At 75.3% G+C, this 16,053-nt stretch carries 17 protein-coding genes; 6 read left to right on the forward strand and 11 right to left on the reverse strand.

What is annotated here, in order from left to right; all coding sequences use genetic code 11:
- Nucleotides 1–6 precede the first annotated feature (6 nt).
- Entirely contained in the window at nucleotides 7–852 is an 846-nt protein-coding gene (locus ACIRS1_RS19525) for a hypothetical protein (protein ID WP_402841313.1), read from the forward strand.
- A 92-nt stretch (nucleotides 853–944) separates the two neighbouring features.
- On the opposite strand, the gene ACIRS1_RS19530 is transcribed toward ACIRS1_RS19525, so the two are convergent.
- The 6 genes from ACIRS1_RS19530 to ACIRS1_RS19555 all read right to left on the reverse strand — a co-directional run bounded on the left by ACIRS1_RS19530 (nucleotide 945) and on the right by ACIRS1_RS19555 (nucleotide 6,388).
- Nucleotides 945–1,520 carry a hypothetical protein gene (locus ACIRS1_RS19530; RefSeq protein WP_402841316.1) on the reverse strand — a complete coding sequence of 192 codons (576 nt, stop codon included), beginning with the start codon at nucleotides 1,518–1,520 and terminating at the stop codon, nucleotides 945–947.
- The gene (locus ACIRS1_RS19535; protein ID WP_402841319.1) at nucleotides 1,517–2,908 is read right to left on the reverse strand and encodes a hypothetical protein; all 1,392 of its coding nucleotides are present in this window, start codon (nucleotides 2,906–2,908) and stop codon (nucleotides 1,517–1,519) included. The genes ACIRS1_RS19530 and ACIRS1_RS19535 overlap by 4 nt, the downstream gene beginning before the upstream one ends.
- Nucleotides 2,905–3,714, reverse strand: a complete 810-nt coding sequence (locus ACIRS1_RS19540) for an ABC transporter ATP-binding protein (RefSeq protein ID WP_402841321.1) — start codon at nucleotides 3,712–3,714, stop codon at nucleotides 2,905–2,907. The genes ACIRS1_RS19535 and ACIRS1_RS19540 overlap by 4 nt, the downstream gene beginning before the upstream one ends.
- 32 nt (nucleotides 3,715–3,746) lie before the next feature.
- On the reverse strand, nucleotides 3,747–4,541 hold the full coding sequence (locus ACIRS1_RS19545; protein WP_402841323.1) for a zf-HC2 domain-containing protein: 795 nt from the start codon (nucleotides 4,539–4,541) through the stop codon (nucleotides 3,747–3,749).
- A gap of 80 nt (nucleotides 4,542–4,621) precedes the next feature.
- Nucleotides 4,622–5,182 (reverse strand): RNA polymerase sigma factor, encoded by a 561-nt coding sequence (locus tag ACIRS1_RS19550; protein ID WP_360206308.1) that lies wholly within the window; start codon nucleotides 5,180–5,182, stop codon nucleotides 4,622–4,624.
- 138 nt (nucleotides 5,183–5,320) lie between these two features.
- Nucleotides 5,321–6,388, reverse strand: a complete 1,068-nt coding sequence (locus ACIRS1_RS19555; RefSeq protein ID WP_402841326.1) for a helix-turn-helix transcriptional regulator — start codon at nucleotides 6,386–6,388, stop codon at nucleotides 5,321–5,323.
- A gap of 93 nt (nucleotides 6,389–6,481) precedes the next feature.
- Here ACIRS1_RS19555 and ACIRS1_RS19560 point away from each other — a divergent pair, with 93 nt between their 5' ends.
- Entirely contained in the window at nucleotides 6,482–6,880 is a 399-nt protein-coding gene (locus ACIRS1_RS19560) for a VOC family protein (RefSeq protein WP_402841328.1), read from the forward strand.
- Between the two features lie 90 nt (nucleotides 6,881–6,970).
- Here the strand turns inward: ACIRS1_RS19560 and ACIRS1_RS19565 are convergent, their stop codons facing one another.
- A complete protein-coding gene (locus ACIRS1_RS19565) occupies nucleotides 6,971–8,104 on the reverse strand; it encodes a protein kinase (RefSeq protein ID WP_402841330.1) in 1,134 nt (377 codons plus the stop codon).
- 496 nt (nucleotides 8,105–8,600) lie between these two features.
- Here ACIRS1_RS19565 and ACIRS1_RS19570 point away from each other — a divergent pair, with 496 nt between their 5' ends.
- A complete protein-coding gene (locus ACIRS1_RS19570; protein ID WP_402841332.1) occupies nucleotides 8,601–9,323 on the forward strand; it encodes an SDR family oxidoreductase in 723 nt (240 codons plus the stop codon).
- Nucleotides 9,324–9,406: 83 nt separating this feature from the next.
- On the opposite strand, the gene thpR is transcribed toward ACIRS1_RS19570, so the two are convergent.
- Nucleotides 9,407–10,024 (reverse strand): RNA 2',3'-cyclic phosphodiesterase, encoded by a 618-nt coding sequence (gene thpR / locus ACIRS1_RS19575; RefSeq protein WP_402841333.1) that lies wholly within the window; start codon nucleotides 10,022–10,024, stop codon nucleotides 9,407–9,409.
- A 547-nt stretch (nucleotides 10,025–10,571) separates the two neighbouring features.
- Between thpR and ACIRS1_RS19580 the strand changes: the two genes are divergently transcribed.
- The gene (locus ACIRS1_RS19580; RefSeq protein WP_402841335.1) at nucleotides 10,572–11,945 is read left to right on the forward strand and encodes a chloride channel protein; all 1,374 of its coding nucleotides are present in this window, start codon (nucleotides 10,572–10,574) and stop codon (nucleotides 11,943–11,945) included.
- Between the two features lie 95 nt (nucleotides 11,946–12,040).
- Here ACIRS1_RS19580 and ACIRS1_RS19585 read toward each other — a convergent pair whose 3' ends face one another.
- The 3 genes from ACIRS1_RS19585 to ACIRS1_RS19595 all read right to left on the reverse strand — a co-directional run bounded on the left by ACIRS1_RS19585 (nucleotide 12,041) and on the right by ACIRS1_RS19595 (nucleotide 14,980).
- Nucleotides 12,041–12,691: a maleylpyruvate isomerase family mycothiol-dependent enzyme gene (locus tag ACIRS1_RS19585; RefSeq protein ID WP_402841337.1), complete on the reverse strand. Its 651-nt coding sequence runs from the start codon at nucleotides 12,689–12,691 to the stop codon at nucleotides 12,041–12,043.
- 99 nt (nucleotides 12,692–12,790) lie between these two features.
- Nucleotides 12,791–13,528 carry a class I SAM-dependent methyltransferase gene (locus ACIRS1_RS19590; RefSeq protein WP_402841340.1) on the reverse strand — a complete coding sequence of 246 codons (738 nt, stop codon included), beginning with the start codon at nucleotides 13,526–13,528 and terminating at the stop codon, nucleotides 12,791–12,793.
- A 552-nt stretch (nucleotides 13,529–14,080) separates the two neighbouring features.
- Nucleotides 14,081–14,980, reverse strand: coding sequence for an NAD-dependent epimerase/dehydratase family protein (locus ACIRS1_RS19595; RefSeq protein ID WP_402841342.1), 900 nt, complete (start codon nucleotides 14,978–14,980; stop codon nucleotides 14,081–14,083).
- Nucleotides 14,981–15,074: 94 nt separating this feature from the next.
- On the opposite strand from ACIRS1_RS19595, the gene ACIRS1_RS19600 reads away from it, so the two are divergent.
- Together ACIRS1_RS19600 and ACIRS1_RS19605 are read left to right on the forward strand one after the other, a co-directional pair.
- Complete coding sequence (locus ACIRS1_RS19600; RefSeq protein WP_402841345.1) at nucleotides 15,075–15,605, forward strand: MarR family winged helix-turn-helix transcriptional regulator; 531 nt, start codon at nucleotides 15,075–15,077, stop codon at nucleotides 15,603–15,605.
- Nucleotides 15,606–15,838: 233 nt separating this feature from the next.
- Nucleotides 15,839–15,988 (forward strand): hypothetical protein, encoded by a 150-nt coding sequence (locus tag ACIRS1_RS19605; protein ID WP_360206340.1) that lies wholly within the window; start codon nucleotides 15,839–15,841, stop codon nucleotides 15,986–15,988.
- Nucleotides 15,989–16,053: the final 65 nt, after the last annotated feature.

Below are 16,053 nucleotides of genomic sequence, written 5' to 3' on the forward strand. Positions count from 1 at the left end.
CGGCCCGTGGGACAGCCCGACCAGCGCGCCGAGGGCGCGGGACCGTTCACCACCCGGCTCACCTGGTACCCGCCCGGCGGCGGCACCGCCGTCTGGGAATCACGGCTCGCCCGGCGCCGGGGGCTCATCGCCGTGCACCCCGCCGGGGCGGCCACCGCCCGGCACGCCAGGGCCGACGGCACCTCCGTCGCGCGCCTGCGCCGGCTCAACGCGATCGCCGCCACCGCCTTCGTCATCGGCGGGGCGCTGTTCGCGGCCGGCGCCGCCGTCGCCCAGTTCGGCTCCGGCGACGCCACCACCTGCGCCTGGATCTACTTCGTCGGCGGGCTGTTCTTCAACACCGGCGGCTACGTGTCGCTGCTCCAGGTCGTCAACGCCCCGCGCCACGTGCCCGGGGGCGCGGGCGCCCTGGTGACCCGGCGCTGGCGGTGGTGGAGCTACGAGCCGATGCGGGTGGACTGGCTGAGCGCCTTCGTGCTGTTCGCCGGCACCCTGGTGTTCGCCGTCAACCTGCTCGACTCCTTCCTGCAGGGGCTGAGCGTCCAGCAGGTCAACCGGCTGATCTGGACCCCGGACGTCATCGGCTGCGTGCTCTTCCTCGTCTCCGGCCACCTCGCCTTCGTCGAGATCTGCCACGTGCACCGGCCGTGCCTCCGACGGCGCGACCTGGGCTGGTGGATCGTCGCCGTCAACCAGCTCGGCTCCGTCCTGTTCATGGTGTCGGCGCTCGCCGCCTTCACCCGCCCGGCCACCGACGCCCTGATCAGCGCCGACGTCGCCAACTGGGGCACCCTCACCGGCGCGCTCTGCTTCTCGATCGGCGGCGTCCTCCAGCACCTCGAACGCCCCTGAACCGACCCCCGGCCGACCCCGGACCCGAATCCCGACCGGCGCCGGACCACAGCCGTCGCCTGACCCGTGGCCTTCCGGTCGGCCCCGGACCGTTAGCGGCGCGGGCCCGCCACCGCGTACAGCACCGTACCGACCCCCAGCAGGAGCCACGGCGTCCCGGTGGACAGCGCCGTTTCGGGCTGCAGGACCATCCAGGCGGCCACCTCCCCCACGGTGCCGCCCGGCGGGGGGACGAGGAGGGCGAACGTGAGCCAGCCGGTCGGCGGGATCCATGCGAACGGGGCCCCGCAGAGCACCGCCCCGAGCGCGGCCAGGCCGGCCAGGCCCGCGCCGTCCCGGACGACGAGCGCGGTCGGGACGGTCCCGTGCCCCGCCGCCTGAACCGCCGCCAGCGCCGCCGCCCCGGCGACCGCACCGATCAGCAGCACGTGCACCAAACGGCGGGGCAGCCACCGGATCGCGGCCGTCCGGTCGAGCGTGGTGTCCTGCCCGCCGAGCCCGGCGGAAGCGGCCGCCACGCTCGCGGTCAGCAGCATGACCGCGATGGCCGGCTCCCCGCCCTTCACACCGCCCTGTTCCAAGGCCCACACCGCCAGCGCGGCGAGCACGACCGCAGCGGCCGAGACGGGCATCCGTCGGGAACGCGCGTACAGCACCAGCCACCTCATCGGGTCGCCTCCCCCGTCAGCGCCGCGAGCCCGTCCTCGCAGGAGAGCGCGGCAGCGTGCGCCCGGGCGATCCGGGCGCGCTGCTCGGCCGGCGGCAGGGCCGACACCTTCGCCCAGGCAGCCTCGGCCTTCTCCCAGGTGGCCTGCGCGTAGCCGTCGGGGTCAGGCAGCCGCAGCGGTTCGAGCCGGCGGTCACCGAGGACCAGGCTCGTGGCGATGCTCTGCGTGGGCAGGTCGATCAGCCCGCCGCCCTCCCGGGTGGTGCGCGGACGGCAGTTCGGTGCCAGGCCCTGGCCGACCAGGAGGCGGGTCAGGTCGATCCGCGCCGAGGGGGCGAGCAGCGGGTCGTCGAAGTCGATCAGCACCGTGTCTCCGGAGAGCGTGCGGTCGTCGCCGACCGCGCGCAGCCCGGTCTCCTCGCGCACCGCGGTCGGTGCCTGGTCCCCCAGGGCGTCGTGCAGCACGCGCAAGGCCTCCTTGCCGTGCCGCGCGACATCGGGCAGCTGTGCGCCGTGCGCCCGCGTCACGCACACCGGCCCGTCGCAGACCAGGGCGGCGGCCGCCCGGTCGACGACGTACGAGTCGCGCTCGGAGGCCGGGAGGACCAGCAGGGCCAGCGCCGCACCGACCAGCACGGGGGCCAGCGCGATCAGCCGGGCCCGGCGGGTCGCGGCGCACAGCAGGGCGAAGCCGGTGCCGAGCAGTCCGAGCAGCCAGAGAGTCTGGCCGAGGTGGACAGCACCGGACAGGGTCAGCAGCACCTCCCGCGGCATGTCGGTCGCGGGGGACAGCAGGGCGAACCGGTTCGGCACCGTGCCCGAGGGCAGTTCGCCGTCCGTGAACTGCCGCAACAGGACGTTCGCCATGAGGAAGACCAGCACCAGGAACGGCGGGGTGAGCACGGAGGGCAGCGCCCGGGCGACGCCCATGCCGAACACGGCTCCGGCGACCAGGGCCAGCACCGCCACCAGGGAGATCGGCAGCCAGCCGAGGGTCTGGTAGGCGGTGCCGCCGCGCGCCACCTGGACCGCGCCCCAGAGCACGAGCAGGCCGAAGGCCGCCGCCAGCGAGATCGCCGTCACGCCGGCCGGCACCGCCGCCCGCCGCCAGGCCGGCCGTGGTGTGGTCGCCAGCAGTTCGGTCATCCGCGAGCGGGAGTCGCGCAGCCCGTGCAGCGCCCCGAGGCCCACCGCGATCGGCCACCCGAAGGCCAGCATGACCCGGGTGGTCAGCGCCATCGTCGTCCACTGGGCCGTCCACGCCGCGGCGCCGTACCACCAGAGGCCGTTGATCAGGTGGATGAACGCCAGGCTGCCGCCCAGGATCAGGAGGCCGGCCCACGGGGCGGCGGAGCGCTTCAGTTCGATCCCCAGCACACGCCCGCTCACCAGGCACCCACCCGCGCCTCGGAGGTGTGCAGCAGCGCCGAGTAGCCGCGCTCCAGGGGGCTGTCGCCCGGGTACTCGTCGCCGCCCGCCGCGGCGAGGTCCGCCGGCGTGCCCTGGAAGACGAGGCGGCCGTCGGCGAAGAGCACCACGTCGGAGCAGGCGGCCGCGACGTCCTCGACCAGGTGGGTGGAGACGACGACGCAGGTGTCCCGGCCGAGTTCCTGCAGCAGCTCGCGGAAGCGCAGCCGCTGCGCCGGGTCCAGGCCCGCGGTCGGCTCGTCCAGCAGCAGCACCGCGGGGTCGTTGACGATGGCCTGGGCGATGCCGGCGCGCCGCACCATGCCCCCGGACAGGGTCTTCATCCGGTGGTCGGCGCGGTCCGCCAGGCCCACCCGTTCGACGGCCCGCTGGACGGCCCCGGGGACGTCCGCCTTGGGCACCTCCTTCAGCCAGGCCATGTACTCGACGAACTCCCGGACGGTGAAGCGCTTGTAGTAGCCGAACTCCTGCGGCAGGTAGCCGATGCGGCGGCGCAGCGCCCGGTGGTCGCCCCTCCCGTTCACGGATTCGCCGAGCAGCTCCAGCTCGCCCTCGGCGGGGCGCAGCACGGTGGCCAGGGCCCGGATCAAGGTGGTCTTTCCCGCGCCGTTGGGCCCCAGCAGGCCGTGGGCGCCGGTGCCGAGGGCGAGGTCGAGACCGTCGACGGCCATCTTCCGGCGTCCGGCCCGGACTTTCAGGCCGGTGGCCCGGATCTCCCAGGCGTAGGTCTTCGGCGCGGTGTCGGCCGCGCTCGGTACGGGTGTCATGCGGTGGTCCCTTTCGCGGGTCGAGCGTGGAGTCACAGCGCTGAGTAGGCGTGTCTGCGGGCGATCACGGTGCCGGTGCCGAGGACGAGGAGCGTCCCCCACAGGGGCAGTCGGTCCGGTGCCAGGACGACGGGGATCTCGTCGGTGCCCCAGGCGGGTGCCGCGACGACGACGGCCCAGGCGGCCACCAGCCCGGTGGCGGCGCGGGTCACGCCGATCACGCTGCCCAGCGCCAGGGCCGTGGAGGTGAAGGCGAGCGAGGGCAGCAGCCACTGGGCGGCCGTCGTGGTTCCGGTCAGCCGGCCCTCCACCAGGAGCGCGGGCAGGACCACGGCGAGCACCGCGATGGTGCGTCGGAGCATCAGGGGCAGGCCGGCGCGGGGGGTGGAGGCGGTCAGTTCGTGCGCCGGGTCCAGGGTGCGCGACCAGGCGGCGGCGACGGCGCACAGCGGCAGCACGGGCGCGAGGAGCAGCGCGGGCGAGGCGGTCCCCAGGACCGCCGGCGCCCCGACCGCGGCCAGCAGCAGCGCCAGCAGGGTCACGGTGACGGTCATGGCCAGCCACGGCGCGACGACCGGGGTCGTCCAGGCGGGCAGCCACCTCGGGCGGTACCGCCGGGAGGGCGCCCGGACGGCCGCGTCCAGGTGCGGTTGCAGTCCGGCGCGGACGGTGTCGACGAGCGCGGCGACGGCGGGTGCCTCGGTGGTGACGGAGGCCGCCAGACGGGCGCGGCACGGGGCGCACGTCTCCAGGTGGGATTCCAGCGCCCACAGCGTGTCCGCGGGGATGCCGGTGTCACCGCGGGCGTAGTCGTCGATCAGCCGCATCGACGCGTGTGACGAGCGTGTCGGGTACGACGGGTGTGTCGGGTGTGTCGGGTACGACGGGTGTGACGGGTGTTCGGCGGTCATGCCAGTGCCTCCCGCATCGCGATCCGGGCCCGCCGGGCGCGGGTCTTGACGGTTCCTTCGGGCAGTCGCAGCAGGACGGCGGTCTCCCGCACGGACAGGCCGTCGAGCACCATCGCCTGCAGGACCTGGCGCAGTTCCGGTGCCAGCCGCAGCAGGGCGTCGCCCACGTCGCCGCCGACGGTCGCGGCCAGCGCCTCCTCCTCCGCCGCGGGCACCACCACCCGCTCGGCGGCGGCGAGCGGCGGCTCGGCGTGGTGGGCCCGTCTGCGGAACGCGTCGACCAGGCGGCGCGCCGCGATGGTCCACAGCCATCCGACGGCGGTGCCGCCGACGGCGCTCCCGGCGAACGCCCCGGCCGCGCGCCACACCGCCAGGAAGGTCTCCTGCATGACCTCGGCGACGATCTGCTCGTCCGCGCAGCGGCGGCGCAGCCGCACCGCCAGCCACGGCGACGTGCGCCGGTACAACTCCTCGAACGCCCCGCGGTCACCCCGGGCGACCAGCCGGAGGAGGCGTTCCTCGTCCAGCTCGTCCAGTGCTCTCCTGCGTGATCTCACACCAGCCAGACGCGGGCCGCGGGGCTCAGGTTCTGCGTCGGCCGTGACCTGCGTCACGGTCCCGGGTGCGGGATCGGTGGTCCCCCGACACCCGGCGTCCCGGCATTCGGCCTCCTGGTGTCCCGAGGTGCCGGCCCGTCACCCGTGGTCGCGGCGCCGCCCCGGCGCGTCCGGGTGCTCCTCGTCGGCCGTGACGCGGGCGGAGGAGGCCAGGCGGTCGGCGAGGGCGGTGACGAGGGTGCGCAGTTCGTCGGGGCGTTCGATGACGAACGGACGGTCGAGTGCGGCGAGCAGCGGCGGCAGCCAGTCGAGGCGCTCCGCCCGCAACTCGACGCGCAGCCAGCGTTCGGCCGCCCGGCCCTCCTCCGTCACCGGTGCGCACTCCTCCAGGCGGGCGATGCCCGCGGGGAGGTGCGCGCGGAGGTGGTCGGCCGTCGCGTGGATCCGCAGGGTGACCTCGTGCCGGTAGGCGGCCGTGGCGAATCCCGTCAGCAGGCGCTCCGCCGGGTCGGCGTCCTCGGGTGCTTCGAACGTGCCGGGCAGGGTCCGCGCATCGGCGATGCGGTCGAGGCGGAAGGTCCGGTCCTCGCCGAGGCCGGCGTCCTGGCCGGTGACGTACCAGTGGCCGCCGTGGGCGACGAGGCCGGTGGCGTGCAGGGTGCGTTCGCCGGTCCTCCCGTCGCGGGCGGTGTAGCGGATGGAGACCGGCCGGCGGTGGCGCACCGCGTCGGCGACGGTGAGCAGGACCCCGGTGTCCGGGGCGTCGGCATCGGGGGCCCCGGGACCCGGGGCGTCCCGGTCAGCGGGCCGGTCCGTGAAGGCGAGGGCCTCCAGGAGGGTGTCGAGGCGGTGGGCGAGGTGCCCGGGCAGGACGCGCCGGATCTTCGCCGACGCCGTCTCGCTCGCGGTGCGCTGCGCCGGCGTCAGCCCCGCCCGCCGTCCGGCGACCAGGCCGAGCAGGACGGCGAGCGCCTCGTCGTCGCCGAGCATGAGCGGGGGCAGGCGGTACCCGGGGGCGAGCCGGTACCCGCCGTAGCGGCCGCGCACCGATTCCACGGGCACGTCCAGGTCGATCAGCTGATCGACGTACCGCCGCACGGTGCGCCCGTCGACGCCGAGCCGGTCGGCGAGTTCGGCCACCGTCCGGGTGCCGCCCGACTGCAGCAGTTCCAGGAGCGTCAGGACGCGGACGGTCGGTCGGGGCATGTTCGCAGACTAGTACGAATACCGGACCGGTTCTGTCCGGTATTCCTCCTAGCCTGCGACGTGAACGCCTTCCGCACGACCAAGGAGATTCCCGTGGAGTTCGTCTCGATCCGCATCATCACCGGCGACGTGGCGCGCCTCGTCGCGTTCTACGAGCGGGCCACGGGGGCCCCGGCGACGTGGGCCACCGAGGACTTCGCCGAGCTCAGCACCGCGGGCGCCACCCTCGCGATCGCCGGTACCCGCACCGTCCCGCTGTTCGCGCCGGGTTCCGCCCGCCCGGCGGACAACCACAGCGTGATCACCGAGTTCCTCGTCGACGACGTGGACCGCGTCCACCGGGACCTGACCGGTGTCGTCACCGACTTCGTCGCCGGGCCCACCACGATGCCCTGGGGCAACCGGTCCCTGCTGCTGCGCGACCCCGACGGCAACCTCGTCAACTTCTTCACGCCCGTCACCCCTGCGGCCATCGCGAAGTTCGCCCGCTGACGACGCGCACGGCCGACCGGCGGACGACGCACGTCACCGGCCGCCCACTCCGCGGGACCGCGGGACCGCGGGGTGGGCGTCGGGCGCGGGTCAGAAGTCGAGGTACTGCTCGAGCCGGACGGGCTCCCGGCAGCCTGCCGCGAAGACGTCGGCCGTGACGGTGAACCGGCCCCAGGCCGACAGCTCCAGGGCGAAGCCCGTCGACCGGTCGGTGCTCACGCGGTCCGGTTCGGGGAACGTCGGATGGAGGTGGTAGACCACCCTGACGACCCGGTCGAGGGCCTCGGCCGCCCCGTCGAGGAAGACCCGGACCCGGTGGAACGGGCCGTCGCCGCCCGTCGGCACCCGGTCGGGCCGGGCGGTGTGGGCCAACCGGACCCCGGCCACGGGACCGGCCCCGGCCGGCGGTTGCCGGAGCCGCTCGCACACCTCCTGCGCGGAGGCGGGGCGCCGCGCGGGGTCGCGGGCCAGCAGTCGCGCGACCAGCGCGGCCAGGTCCGCGGGAGCGTCCGGCCGTAGGGTCGCCAGTCCGGGGGCGTCCTCGTCCTGTTTGCGCGCCATGACGGCCCAGGCGTTGGGCCCGGTGAAGGGGGGCCGCCCGGTGAGCATCGCGAACAGGACGCCGCCGAGCCCGTACAGGTCGGACCGCTCGTCGCCCCGCTCGGTGCGGAACTGCTCCGGGGCGCCGTACGCCACAGTCCCCGCCGGAGCCAGCAGCGAGGAGCGGACCAGGGAGAGGGTCGTCCGGAGGAACCCCGCGATCCCGAAGTCGAGGACCTTCACCCGCCCGTCCGTGGTGATCATGACGTTGCGCGGCGTGATGTCGTAGTGGATGACGCCCGCCCGGTGGGCGGCGGCCAGCGCCGCGGCGATCTCACCGGCGACCGACAGCGCCCGGGGGAACGGCAGCGGGCCCTCCCGGTCGATGACCTCGGCCAAGGTGACGCCCTCGACCTTCTCCATGACGAGGAAGAGCAGGTCCTCGTGCACACCGCGCTCGTGGAGCGTGATGACGTTCGGGTGGTTGATCCGGGCCGAGGCCACCGCTTCCCGCGCGAAGCGGGCCGGCAGCTCGCCCGCCCCCTCCTCCCCGGTGTGGAGCAGCTTGAGGGCCACCGCGCGGCGGAGGTCCCGGTCGTGGGCGGCCCACACCTCCCCCATGCCTCCCCGCCCGAGCCGGCTGACCAGCTCGTAGCGGCCCGCGATCACGTCACCAGGTCGCATCGCCCACCCCGTCGTCCGACGTCCCCGTGCCGGAACACCCTACGGGCGAAGGCGGACTGACGGCCCCGGCCCGGCGGGATCGCGGTCAGCCCCGCCGGCCCGCCACGGCCCACCACGCCGCCGCCGTGGAGGGCTCCGGCGCGGCCCCGACCGCGCAATGTCCGCGAACGCGGACGAGGTCCGGCACCCTGGTGGGTGCCGGACCTCGTCCGACCGTGGAGCGCCAGGCCCGGGTTGCACGGACTCTCCCTACTGAAAGTAGGACGTGCTCTGGTAGCACCGCTGACGCCTGACGAGGAATCATCTCCCTCGCGACGAGAAGAAGACTAGCAGGTCAGCGGCCCGGCACCGAAACCGGACGGACGATCCCGCCGTACGGCCCGGCCCCGCCGCCGGTGCGCGGGGCCCCGTCCGTGGTGGTCTTCTGGGTGCGACGCGTCGTCCGCGTCCGATCCGAACCCGATCCGGTCCAGCCCGCTCCCTGGAGGAATCCGCCGTGTCCAAGCCCCTGATCGTCATCACCGGTGCCAGCTCGGGCATCGGCGCGGCTACCGCCCGGCTGCTGTCCGCACAGGGCCACCCGTTGTTGCTGCTCGCGCGCCGACTGGACCGGCTCGAGGAGCTCGCCCTGCCCGAGACCCTGTGCCGCAAGGTCGACGTCACCGACCGCGAGGCGCTCCGGGAGGCGGTGCGCGAGGCCGAGGAGCGGTTCGGGCCGGCGGACGCCATCGTCAACAACGCCGGGGCGATGCTCCTGGGCCGGATCGCGGACCAGGACGCCGAGGAGTGGGACCGGATGATCGACCTGAACGTCAAGGGGGTGCTGTACGGGGTGCGCGCCGTCCTGCCCGGCATGCTGGCCCGTGGCGCCGGCACCATCATCAACGTCAGTTCCGTCGCCGGCCGCAAGACCTTCCCGAACCACACCGCGTACGTGGGGACGAAGTTCGCCGTCCACGCGATGTCGGAGAACCTGCGCGAGGAGGTCGCCTCCTCGGGAGTCCGCGTGATCACCATCGCCCCGGGGGCCGTGGAGACGGAACTGCTCTCCCACACCACCGACGAGCGGATCAAGGAGGACTACCAGGCGTGGAAGGAGGCGGCCGGCGGCGCCCTGGACCCGCAGGTCGTGGCCGAGGCCGTCGTCTACGCGTACCGCCAGCCGCCGGAGGTCACCATCCGCGAGATCGTCCTCGCGGCCACCGGCCAGCAGGGCTGAACGGGCCGGACCGCCGGCCGGCAGGGCTGAACGGGCGGGCTCGCCGGCCGGCAGGGCTGAGCGGGCCGGCTCGCCGGCTACGGCTACGGCTCGGCGGGGGCGCTGTCGCTCCCGGTCCGGACCGCGGCGCCGAACCGCCACGCCTCGATGTCGCGGTAGCGGATCGGCCCGGGGCCGCGGCCGAAGTTGCTGCCGACCAGGTGGAGTCGCTCGGCCGGCCACGGCCTGCCCACGAACCCGGCGAGCCCGGCCGCGGCCTCCGGCACGCTGGTGGGATCGTCGCGACGGGAGCGCGCCAGGGTCAGGTGGGGGCGCAGCGGGCGGTCGGCGAACTCGATCCCGCAGGACCTCACCAGCTCCCGGACGTCGGCGGCGAGCAGGTGAAGTCCCTCCAGGTCCCCGTCGATCCCGCTCCACAGCAGTCGCTCGTCGAAGTGGCCGCCGCCGCGCAGGCCCAGCTGCAGGGCGGGGTGCGAGGCCGCCCGGCCGGCCAGCACCGCCCGCAGCGACGGCACTGCCGTGGACGGCAGTTCACCGAGGAAGGCGAGGGTGATGTGCCAGTCCTCGATCCGGTTCCAGCGCAGCTGCGGGTACCTGGCGTAGGCGGGCTGCAGCGCACGGGCCAGCTCGTCCTTGGCCTCGTCGGGCGGGGCCAGCGCCACGAAGACGCGCAGGGTCGAGGGCTCGGGGGAAACGTCCACGAGGGGGGAGGGTAGCCGAGGGCGGGTCGTCCGCGCCGCCGGTGCCCGCCCGGTCCGCCGCGCCGGAGGCGTCCCGACCGCCCGCCCTCGGGTCTTCGGCACCGAGGGGCACGCAGCCCGCCGCACAGGCCGGACACGCCCTACGGCCCGGTTCACGGCCGCCGTCCGCCGGGCCCGCGATGATCGGGGGACGGACCCGCACCGCCCGGCGGTCGCGGCGCGCAGCCACACAGGAGGGACGGCCGATGGCCGACGACCAGGACACGGGCATGCCTGCGTCCCCCGCCCCGCCGGGGCGGACCGCGGCCGGCGGAGGCCGGGAGCCGGGGCACCCCCCGGGCGGGGGCCGGGAGCCGGGGCACCTCGCCCGAGCGGACGACCGGAGCCGCTGGGCGTCGGCCGGTGCCGACGGCGCGGGCCGGCCCTTCGGTCGGGCCCCCGTCGTCACCGAGCGCTGAACCGACCGACCCGCTGTCCGCGCCCCCACCAGATCCAGGCCCGTGCGACCGGTGTTCCCGGCGGGCCAGCCGTCGAGGAGACGATGCACATGCCGGCCCGACCCACCCCCACCGGTCCGACCGGGCCCGCCGCGGCGTCACAGGACCCGTTGGCGATGGTCCGCTCCCCCGGCTACCTGGTGGTGCTGGCGCTCTCGGCCCTGCTCGGCGTCCCGATCTCGGCCGGCGCGTTCGGGTTCCTCGCCCTGGTCTCCGAGCTGCAGTCGCTCGTCTTCGACGACCTGCCGAAGGGCCTCGGCTTCCACGGCACCCCCGACTGGTGGCCGATCCCGCTGCTCGCGGTGGCGGGCATCCTGGTCGCCCTGACGATCCGGTACCTGCCGGGTGGCGGGGGCCACCGGCCCGCGGAGGGGCTCAAGACGGGGGGCACGCCCTCGTTCACGTCGGTGCCTGGCGTGGCGGTCGCGGCGATCGTCTCGCTCAGCCTGGGGGTGGTCCTCGGTCCGGAGGCCCCGCTGATCGCCCTCGGCGGCGGGCTCGCGGTCGGCGCGGTCCGGCTGCTGAAGCGGGACGCCCCGCCGAGCGCCGTCTCCGTGATCGGCGCGGCCGGCAGCTTCGCGGCCATCAGCGAGCTGCTGGGCTCGCCGCTGGTCGGCGCCTTCCTGCTGATGGAGGCGTCCGGCCTGGGCGGGCCGGTGATGGGCGTGGTGCTGGTGCCCGGTCTGCTCGCCGCGGGCATCGGGTCGCTGATCTTCACCGGTCTCGGCACCTGGACCGGCCTCGGCACCTACTCCCTCACGTTGAACCAGGTGCCGGCCGCCGGCCGGCCGACCCTGGGCGAGTTCGGTTGGGCGATCCTCGCGGGCGTGGTCGCCGCGCTGCTCGGGGAGGCGATCCGCCGCTCCTCGCTCGCCCTGCAGGGCGTGGTGGACCGCCACCGCCTGCCGCTCACCGTCCTGATGGGCGTCGCCGTCGGTGTGATCGCGCTGGTGTACGCGGTGATCACCGACCGGCCGGCCACCGGGGTGCTGTTCTCCGGGCAGGACGCCCTGGGGCCACTGCTGGACCAGAGCGCCGGCTACACGGCCGCCACCCTCCTCGTCCTGCTGGTGTGCAAGTCGCTGGCCTACTGCGCCTCGCTGTGCGCCTTCCGCGGCGGCCCGGTCTTCCCCGCCGTGTTCGTCGGCGCGACCGGCGGCCTCGCCCTGTCCCACCTGCCCGGTCTGGGCACCACCGCCGGATTCGCCATCGGGATGGGCGCGATGACGGTGGCGATGCTGAAGCTGCCGATGACCGCCACGATGCTGGCCACCCTGCTGCTGGGCGAGGCCGGTCTGACCGTCGTCCCGCTGGTGATCGTCGCCGTGGTGGTGGCGTACGTCGGCACGCTCCGGCTCGCCCGGGTGCCCGGCGGGCCCGCACCGGAGGCGTCATCGCCGCCCGCTCCCGCACCCGCGGCCTGACGCCGGGGCCGGCCGGGGACCGGGACCCGAGGACCCGCGGACCCGAGGCCTGAGGACGTGCGGCGTGGGCCCTTCGTCCTGCGGGGTGCCGACGGTCAGGCCGCGGTGAAGCGGCTGCTCGCCTCGCCCCGGAGCCGGCCGGCCGGAAGCCTGCGGCCGAAGGCGAGCAGGAGGAGGTCCTGGGCGGTGCCGTACACCGGGACGCCCGAACCGTACGACCAGTCCAGGTCCTCGGCGCACAGCCGCACCCCGTCGACGTCCGCGCCGAAGAACCTGAGGCCGGCGGGGCGGATCCCGTCCAGCAGGACCCGCAGCCGCTCCTCGGGCACGGGCCGGTCCAGGCCGAGGGGGACCGTGACGTCCAGGCCGTGCACCACGTCGTGGCCGAGCGCGGCCCGGATCCCGCCGACCGGCGGCGTCCAGGGGTGGTGGGCGCCCTCCCGCAGGAACGCGGCGAGTTCGGTCGCGGAGCAGGCGGCGGCCTCCCTGCGCGCGACGCGGTCGGTCATCCGGTGCAGGCTTCCCCGGGCCCTGACCAGTTCCCGGATCGTCGCGGGCAGGGAGAGCCGGAACCCCGTCGACAGGTGCGCCGCGGCCTCCCTGACCCGCCACCCCGCGCAGAGGCTGGGCTCCTCCCACTGGTCGGGCCGCAGGCCGTCGAACAGATCGGCCAGTTCCCGGCGTTCCGCCGCGATCATGGCCCGGATCCCGGCCTTCCCGTAGGTGTGAGTCGTCGCGTTCCCCATGGGAGCAACCCTGCGGAAGGCCTGACCATCCGTCCAATAGACGGACATGATGCGGTCCAGCACCAGCAGTGATGGATCCCGCCGGTCGGGCCCCGGCGGTCAGGCCGGCTCGGCCCCGTTCGCGGCCACGACCAGCCACTGGGCGGGCAGGTCGATCCGCCGGCCGTCGGGGGTGAACTCGGTGGTGGTCAGCGGCAGGTCACCGGTGGCGAGGACGGTGAGACGGGCGGTGCGGAAGAGCTCGGCGAAGGCCGCGTCGGCGACCTCCGCGGGAGCCAGGCCGTGGGCGAAGACCGGGCGCAGCTTGGGAGGCGGCCCGGCGGGGCCCCGGGCGAGGTCGGCCAGGACGGCCTTGGCCGACTCGCGGAGTTCGACGACGAAGGCCCGGCCGCGCTCGCCGATCAGGGTGGCGATGGCCCGGGCCACGGGGAGACGGTCGGCCGGTTCGCTCTGGTGGATGACGCCGCGCACGTACACGTTGGCGTCGCCGAGGCGGTCGTGGAGCGCCTGGACGGCCCGGGTGTCGGTGGCGTCGAGGGGCGCGAACTCGGCCCGCCCGGGCGGGTTGCGGCGCCGGGCGAGGTCGAGGGCGGCGGTGGAGAGGTCGACCCCGACGGCTCGGGCGAACCGGTCGGCGAGGAAGTGGGTCTGGGTGCCGTTGCCGCAGCCCAGGTCGACGACGGGCAGACCGGGGTCGGCGAGGTGGCGGTCGAACAGTTCGAGGTGGCGGGCCGCGGTGAGGCCCGGTTCGGCGTCCCAGATCACCGCCCCCGGATCCTCGGGGGCGTCCCGCCAGAAGCCCTCCCAGTTGTCCCGGTACCGATTCGTCACGCTCATGGGTAGACCTCCCGGTTTCACGCACGGTGTCGGGATGGTGTGTAGCGGGCCGGGGCCCGGGAGGCAAACGGGGTTCGGGAGGCGCACGAGGGCGGGGTGGCGCCCCGGTGGGCCGTTCCACGCCGAACCGGATCACTCGAAGTGAGGACGGCCGTTCCCGCCGCACGAAGGGTGACGAAGGCCGCGCGGGAGGGCTCGCACGCGTCGACCGGACCGCCGGAGCCGTCGGCCTCACCCCCGGACGGGCCGGATGCGAACGGGAACGCGGACGAGGTCCGGCACCCTGGTGGGGTGCCGGACCTCGTCCGACCGTTGAGCGCCAGGCCCGGGTTGCACGGACTCTCCCTACTGAAAGTAGGACGTGCTCTGGTAGCACCGCTGACGCCTGACGAGGAATCATCTCCCTCGCGACGAGAAGAAGACTAGCAGGTCAGCGGCCCTCCGCCGAACCGGGTGGACGGACCGCCCGGCCGCGTGACCGAGGCCGGTGGGCGGCACCGGCGCACCGGATGCCGCCCACGGACGTCGTCGACCGCAACGGCCGGCGGACGGTCAGCCCTGCGGCACCGGACCGTACGAGCCCGACTCGACCTCGGCGACCGCGCCCGGACGGTCCGGCCGCCACCCGAGGACCGTGCGGGCGGCGGCGCCGCTGACGCTCTGGTCGAGGGCGAGCGCGTCCGCGAAGAGCGGGCCGAAGACCTCGGCGGCCTTCTCCACCGGCACCGCGTGCGGGGCGGCGGCCACCCCGGCGGCGCGACCGGCGGCCCGGGCGAGGTCCCGGACCGGGACGGCAGACTCACCGACGCCGTGCCAGACGGTGCCGGCCGCGGCGCGCTCGACGGCCGCCACGAACAGCTCGGCCAGGTCGTCGACGTGGACGGCCGGCCAGCGCACGCCCTCCTCGCCGTAGTACTCGGGCGCCCCCTGCGTCCGGGCCCGGTCCACCAGGATGGCGGGGATGCCGCCGCCTCGGCCGTACACGATGCCGGGGCGGACGACGACCGCGCGCACGCCCTCGGCGGCCTCGGCCAGCACCCGCCGCTCGATCCGCGGGCGGTAGCCGACGATGTCGATCGGGTCGGTCGGGGCCTCCTCGCCGACCTCCTGGGCCTCGCCGGTGGCACCGAGCACCCAGACGCCGCTGGTGTAGACGAAGGGCCGGCCGGTGCCCCGCAGCGGGGTGGCGAGCGCCTCGATGACGGCGGTGTCGACCTCGGCGTCGCCGCTCGGGGGCGCGAGGTGGATCACCGCCTCGATCTCCGGGGTGACCGCGCCGGCCAGCGAGGCCGGGTCGGCGGTGTCGCCGACCACCTGGGCCTGCCAGGGCCGGTCGGGCTGCGGCTCGGCGCTGCGGGTGAGCGCGACGACCTGGTGGCCGGCGGCGGCGAGGTGCTCGGAGACGGCGGTGCCGATGTAGCCGGTGGCGCCGGTGAGCAGGACCTTCATCATGTTCCCCCTATGTCGAACATTTCGATGTCGAAACTATAGTCGGGCTCGATCCGCGATGTCAAACACTTCCACGTCGAAATGTTAGACTCGAAACATGACCGACCAGCAGCCGCAGCACGACGGCGTCGACCGCATCACCGCCCAGTGGCGCACGGTCCGCCCCGACCTGGACACCTCCCCCATGGCCGTGATCGGCCGGCTCTCCCGGGCCTCGCGCCTGCTGGAGCGCGGGATCAAGGAGAACCTGGCCGCCCACGGCGTCGAGCCCTGGGAGTTCGACGTCCTGGCCACCCTGTTGCGTTCCGGCGCCCCGCACGTCCTCACCGCCGGCGAGCTCAGCGCCGCCGTGATGGTCAGCTCCGCGGCGCTCACCAACCGCATCGACCACCTCGTGGCGAAGGGCCTCGTCGAACGGGCCGTCGACCCCGCCCACCGGCGCCGGGTGCTGATCTCCCTCACCGACACCGGCCGGGAGCTCACCGACCGGCTCGTCGAACACCACCTCGCCGGCGAGGAACGCCAGCTCGCCGGGCTCAGCGGCACCGAACGCGACCAGCTGGCCGGCCTGCTGCGCCGCGTCCTGCTCACCCTCGGCGACCACGACGAGGACCCCGCCGCGCGGTGACCGGTCGGCGCTGACCGTCGGGGCCGACCGCCCGGCGGTTCGCGGCCTTCGGGTCACGGCCGGCGGTTCGCGGCCTTCGGTTCGTGACCGGCGGTTCGCGGCCGGCGGTTCGCGGCCGCAGGATCCGGTCGGCGAGCGGGTGATTCCGTCACCGGGGCGGGTGAAGCCGGACATGACCGCGGCCGGGGCGGGCAGGCGGACACCATCTGTCCAGCCCTGCTCCGGAGGTGCGCATGTCCGCCGCCATGGTGCTGATGGTCGTCCCGCTCGTCGTCGCCGCCGCCGTGACCGCGGCGTCCCCGCGCGCCGGGGAGCGCCGCGCCGCCCGTTCCCGGAGGGTCCGGCGGGCCGGGGGCCACCGGCCCCGGCACGCCCGGCCCTGAACACCGGCCCCTGAACACCGGGCCCCGCGGACCGCCGTCCGCGGGGCCCGGCGGCTCCCGTCGAC

This window comes from Kitasatospora sp. NPDC101176 (genome assembly GCF_044768035.1).
In the GTDB taxonomy this organism is placed as follows: Bacteria; Actinomycetota; Actinomycetes; order Streptomycetales; family Streptomycetaceae; genus Kitasatospora.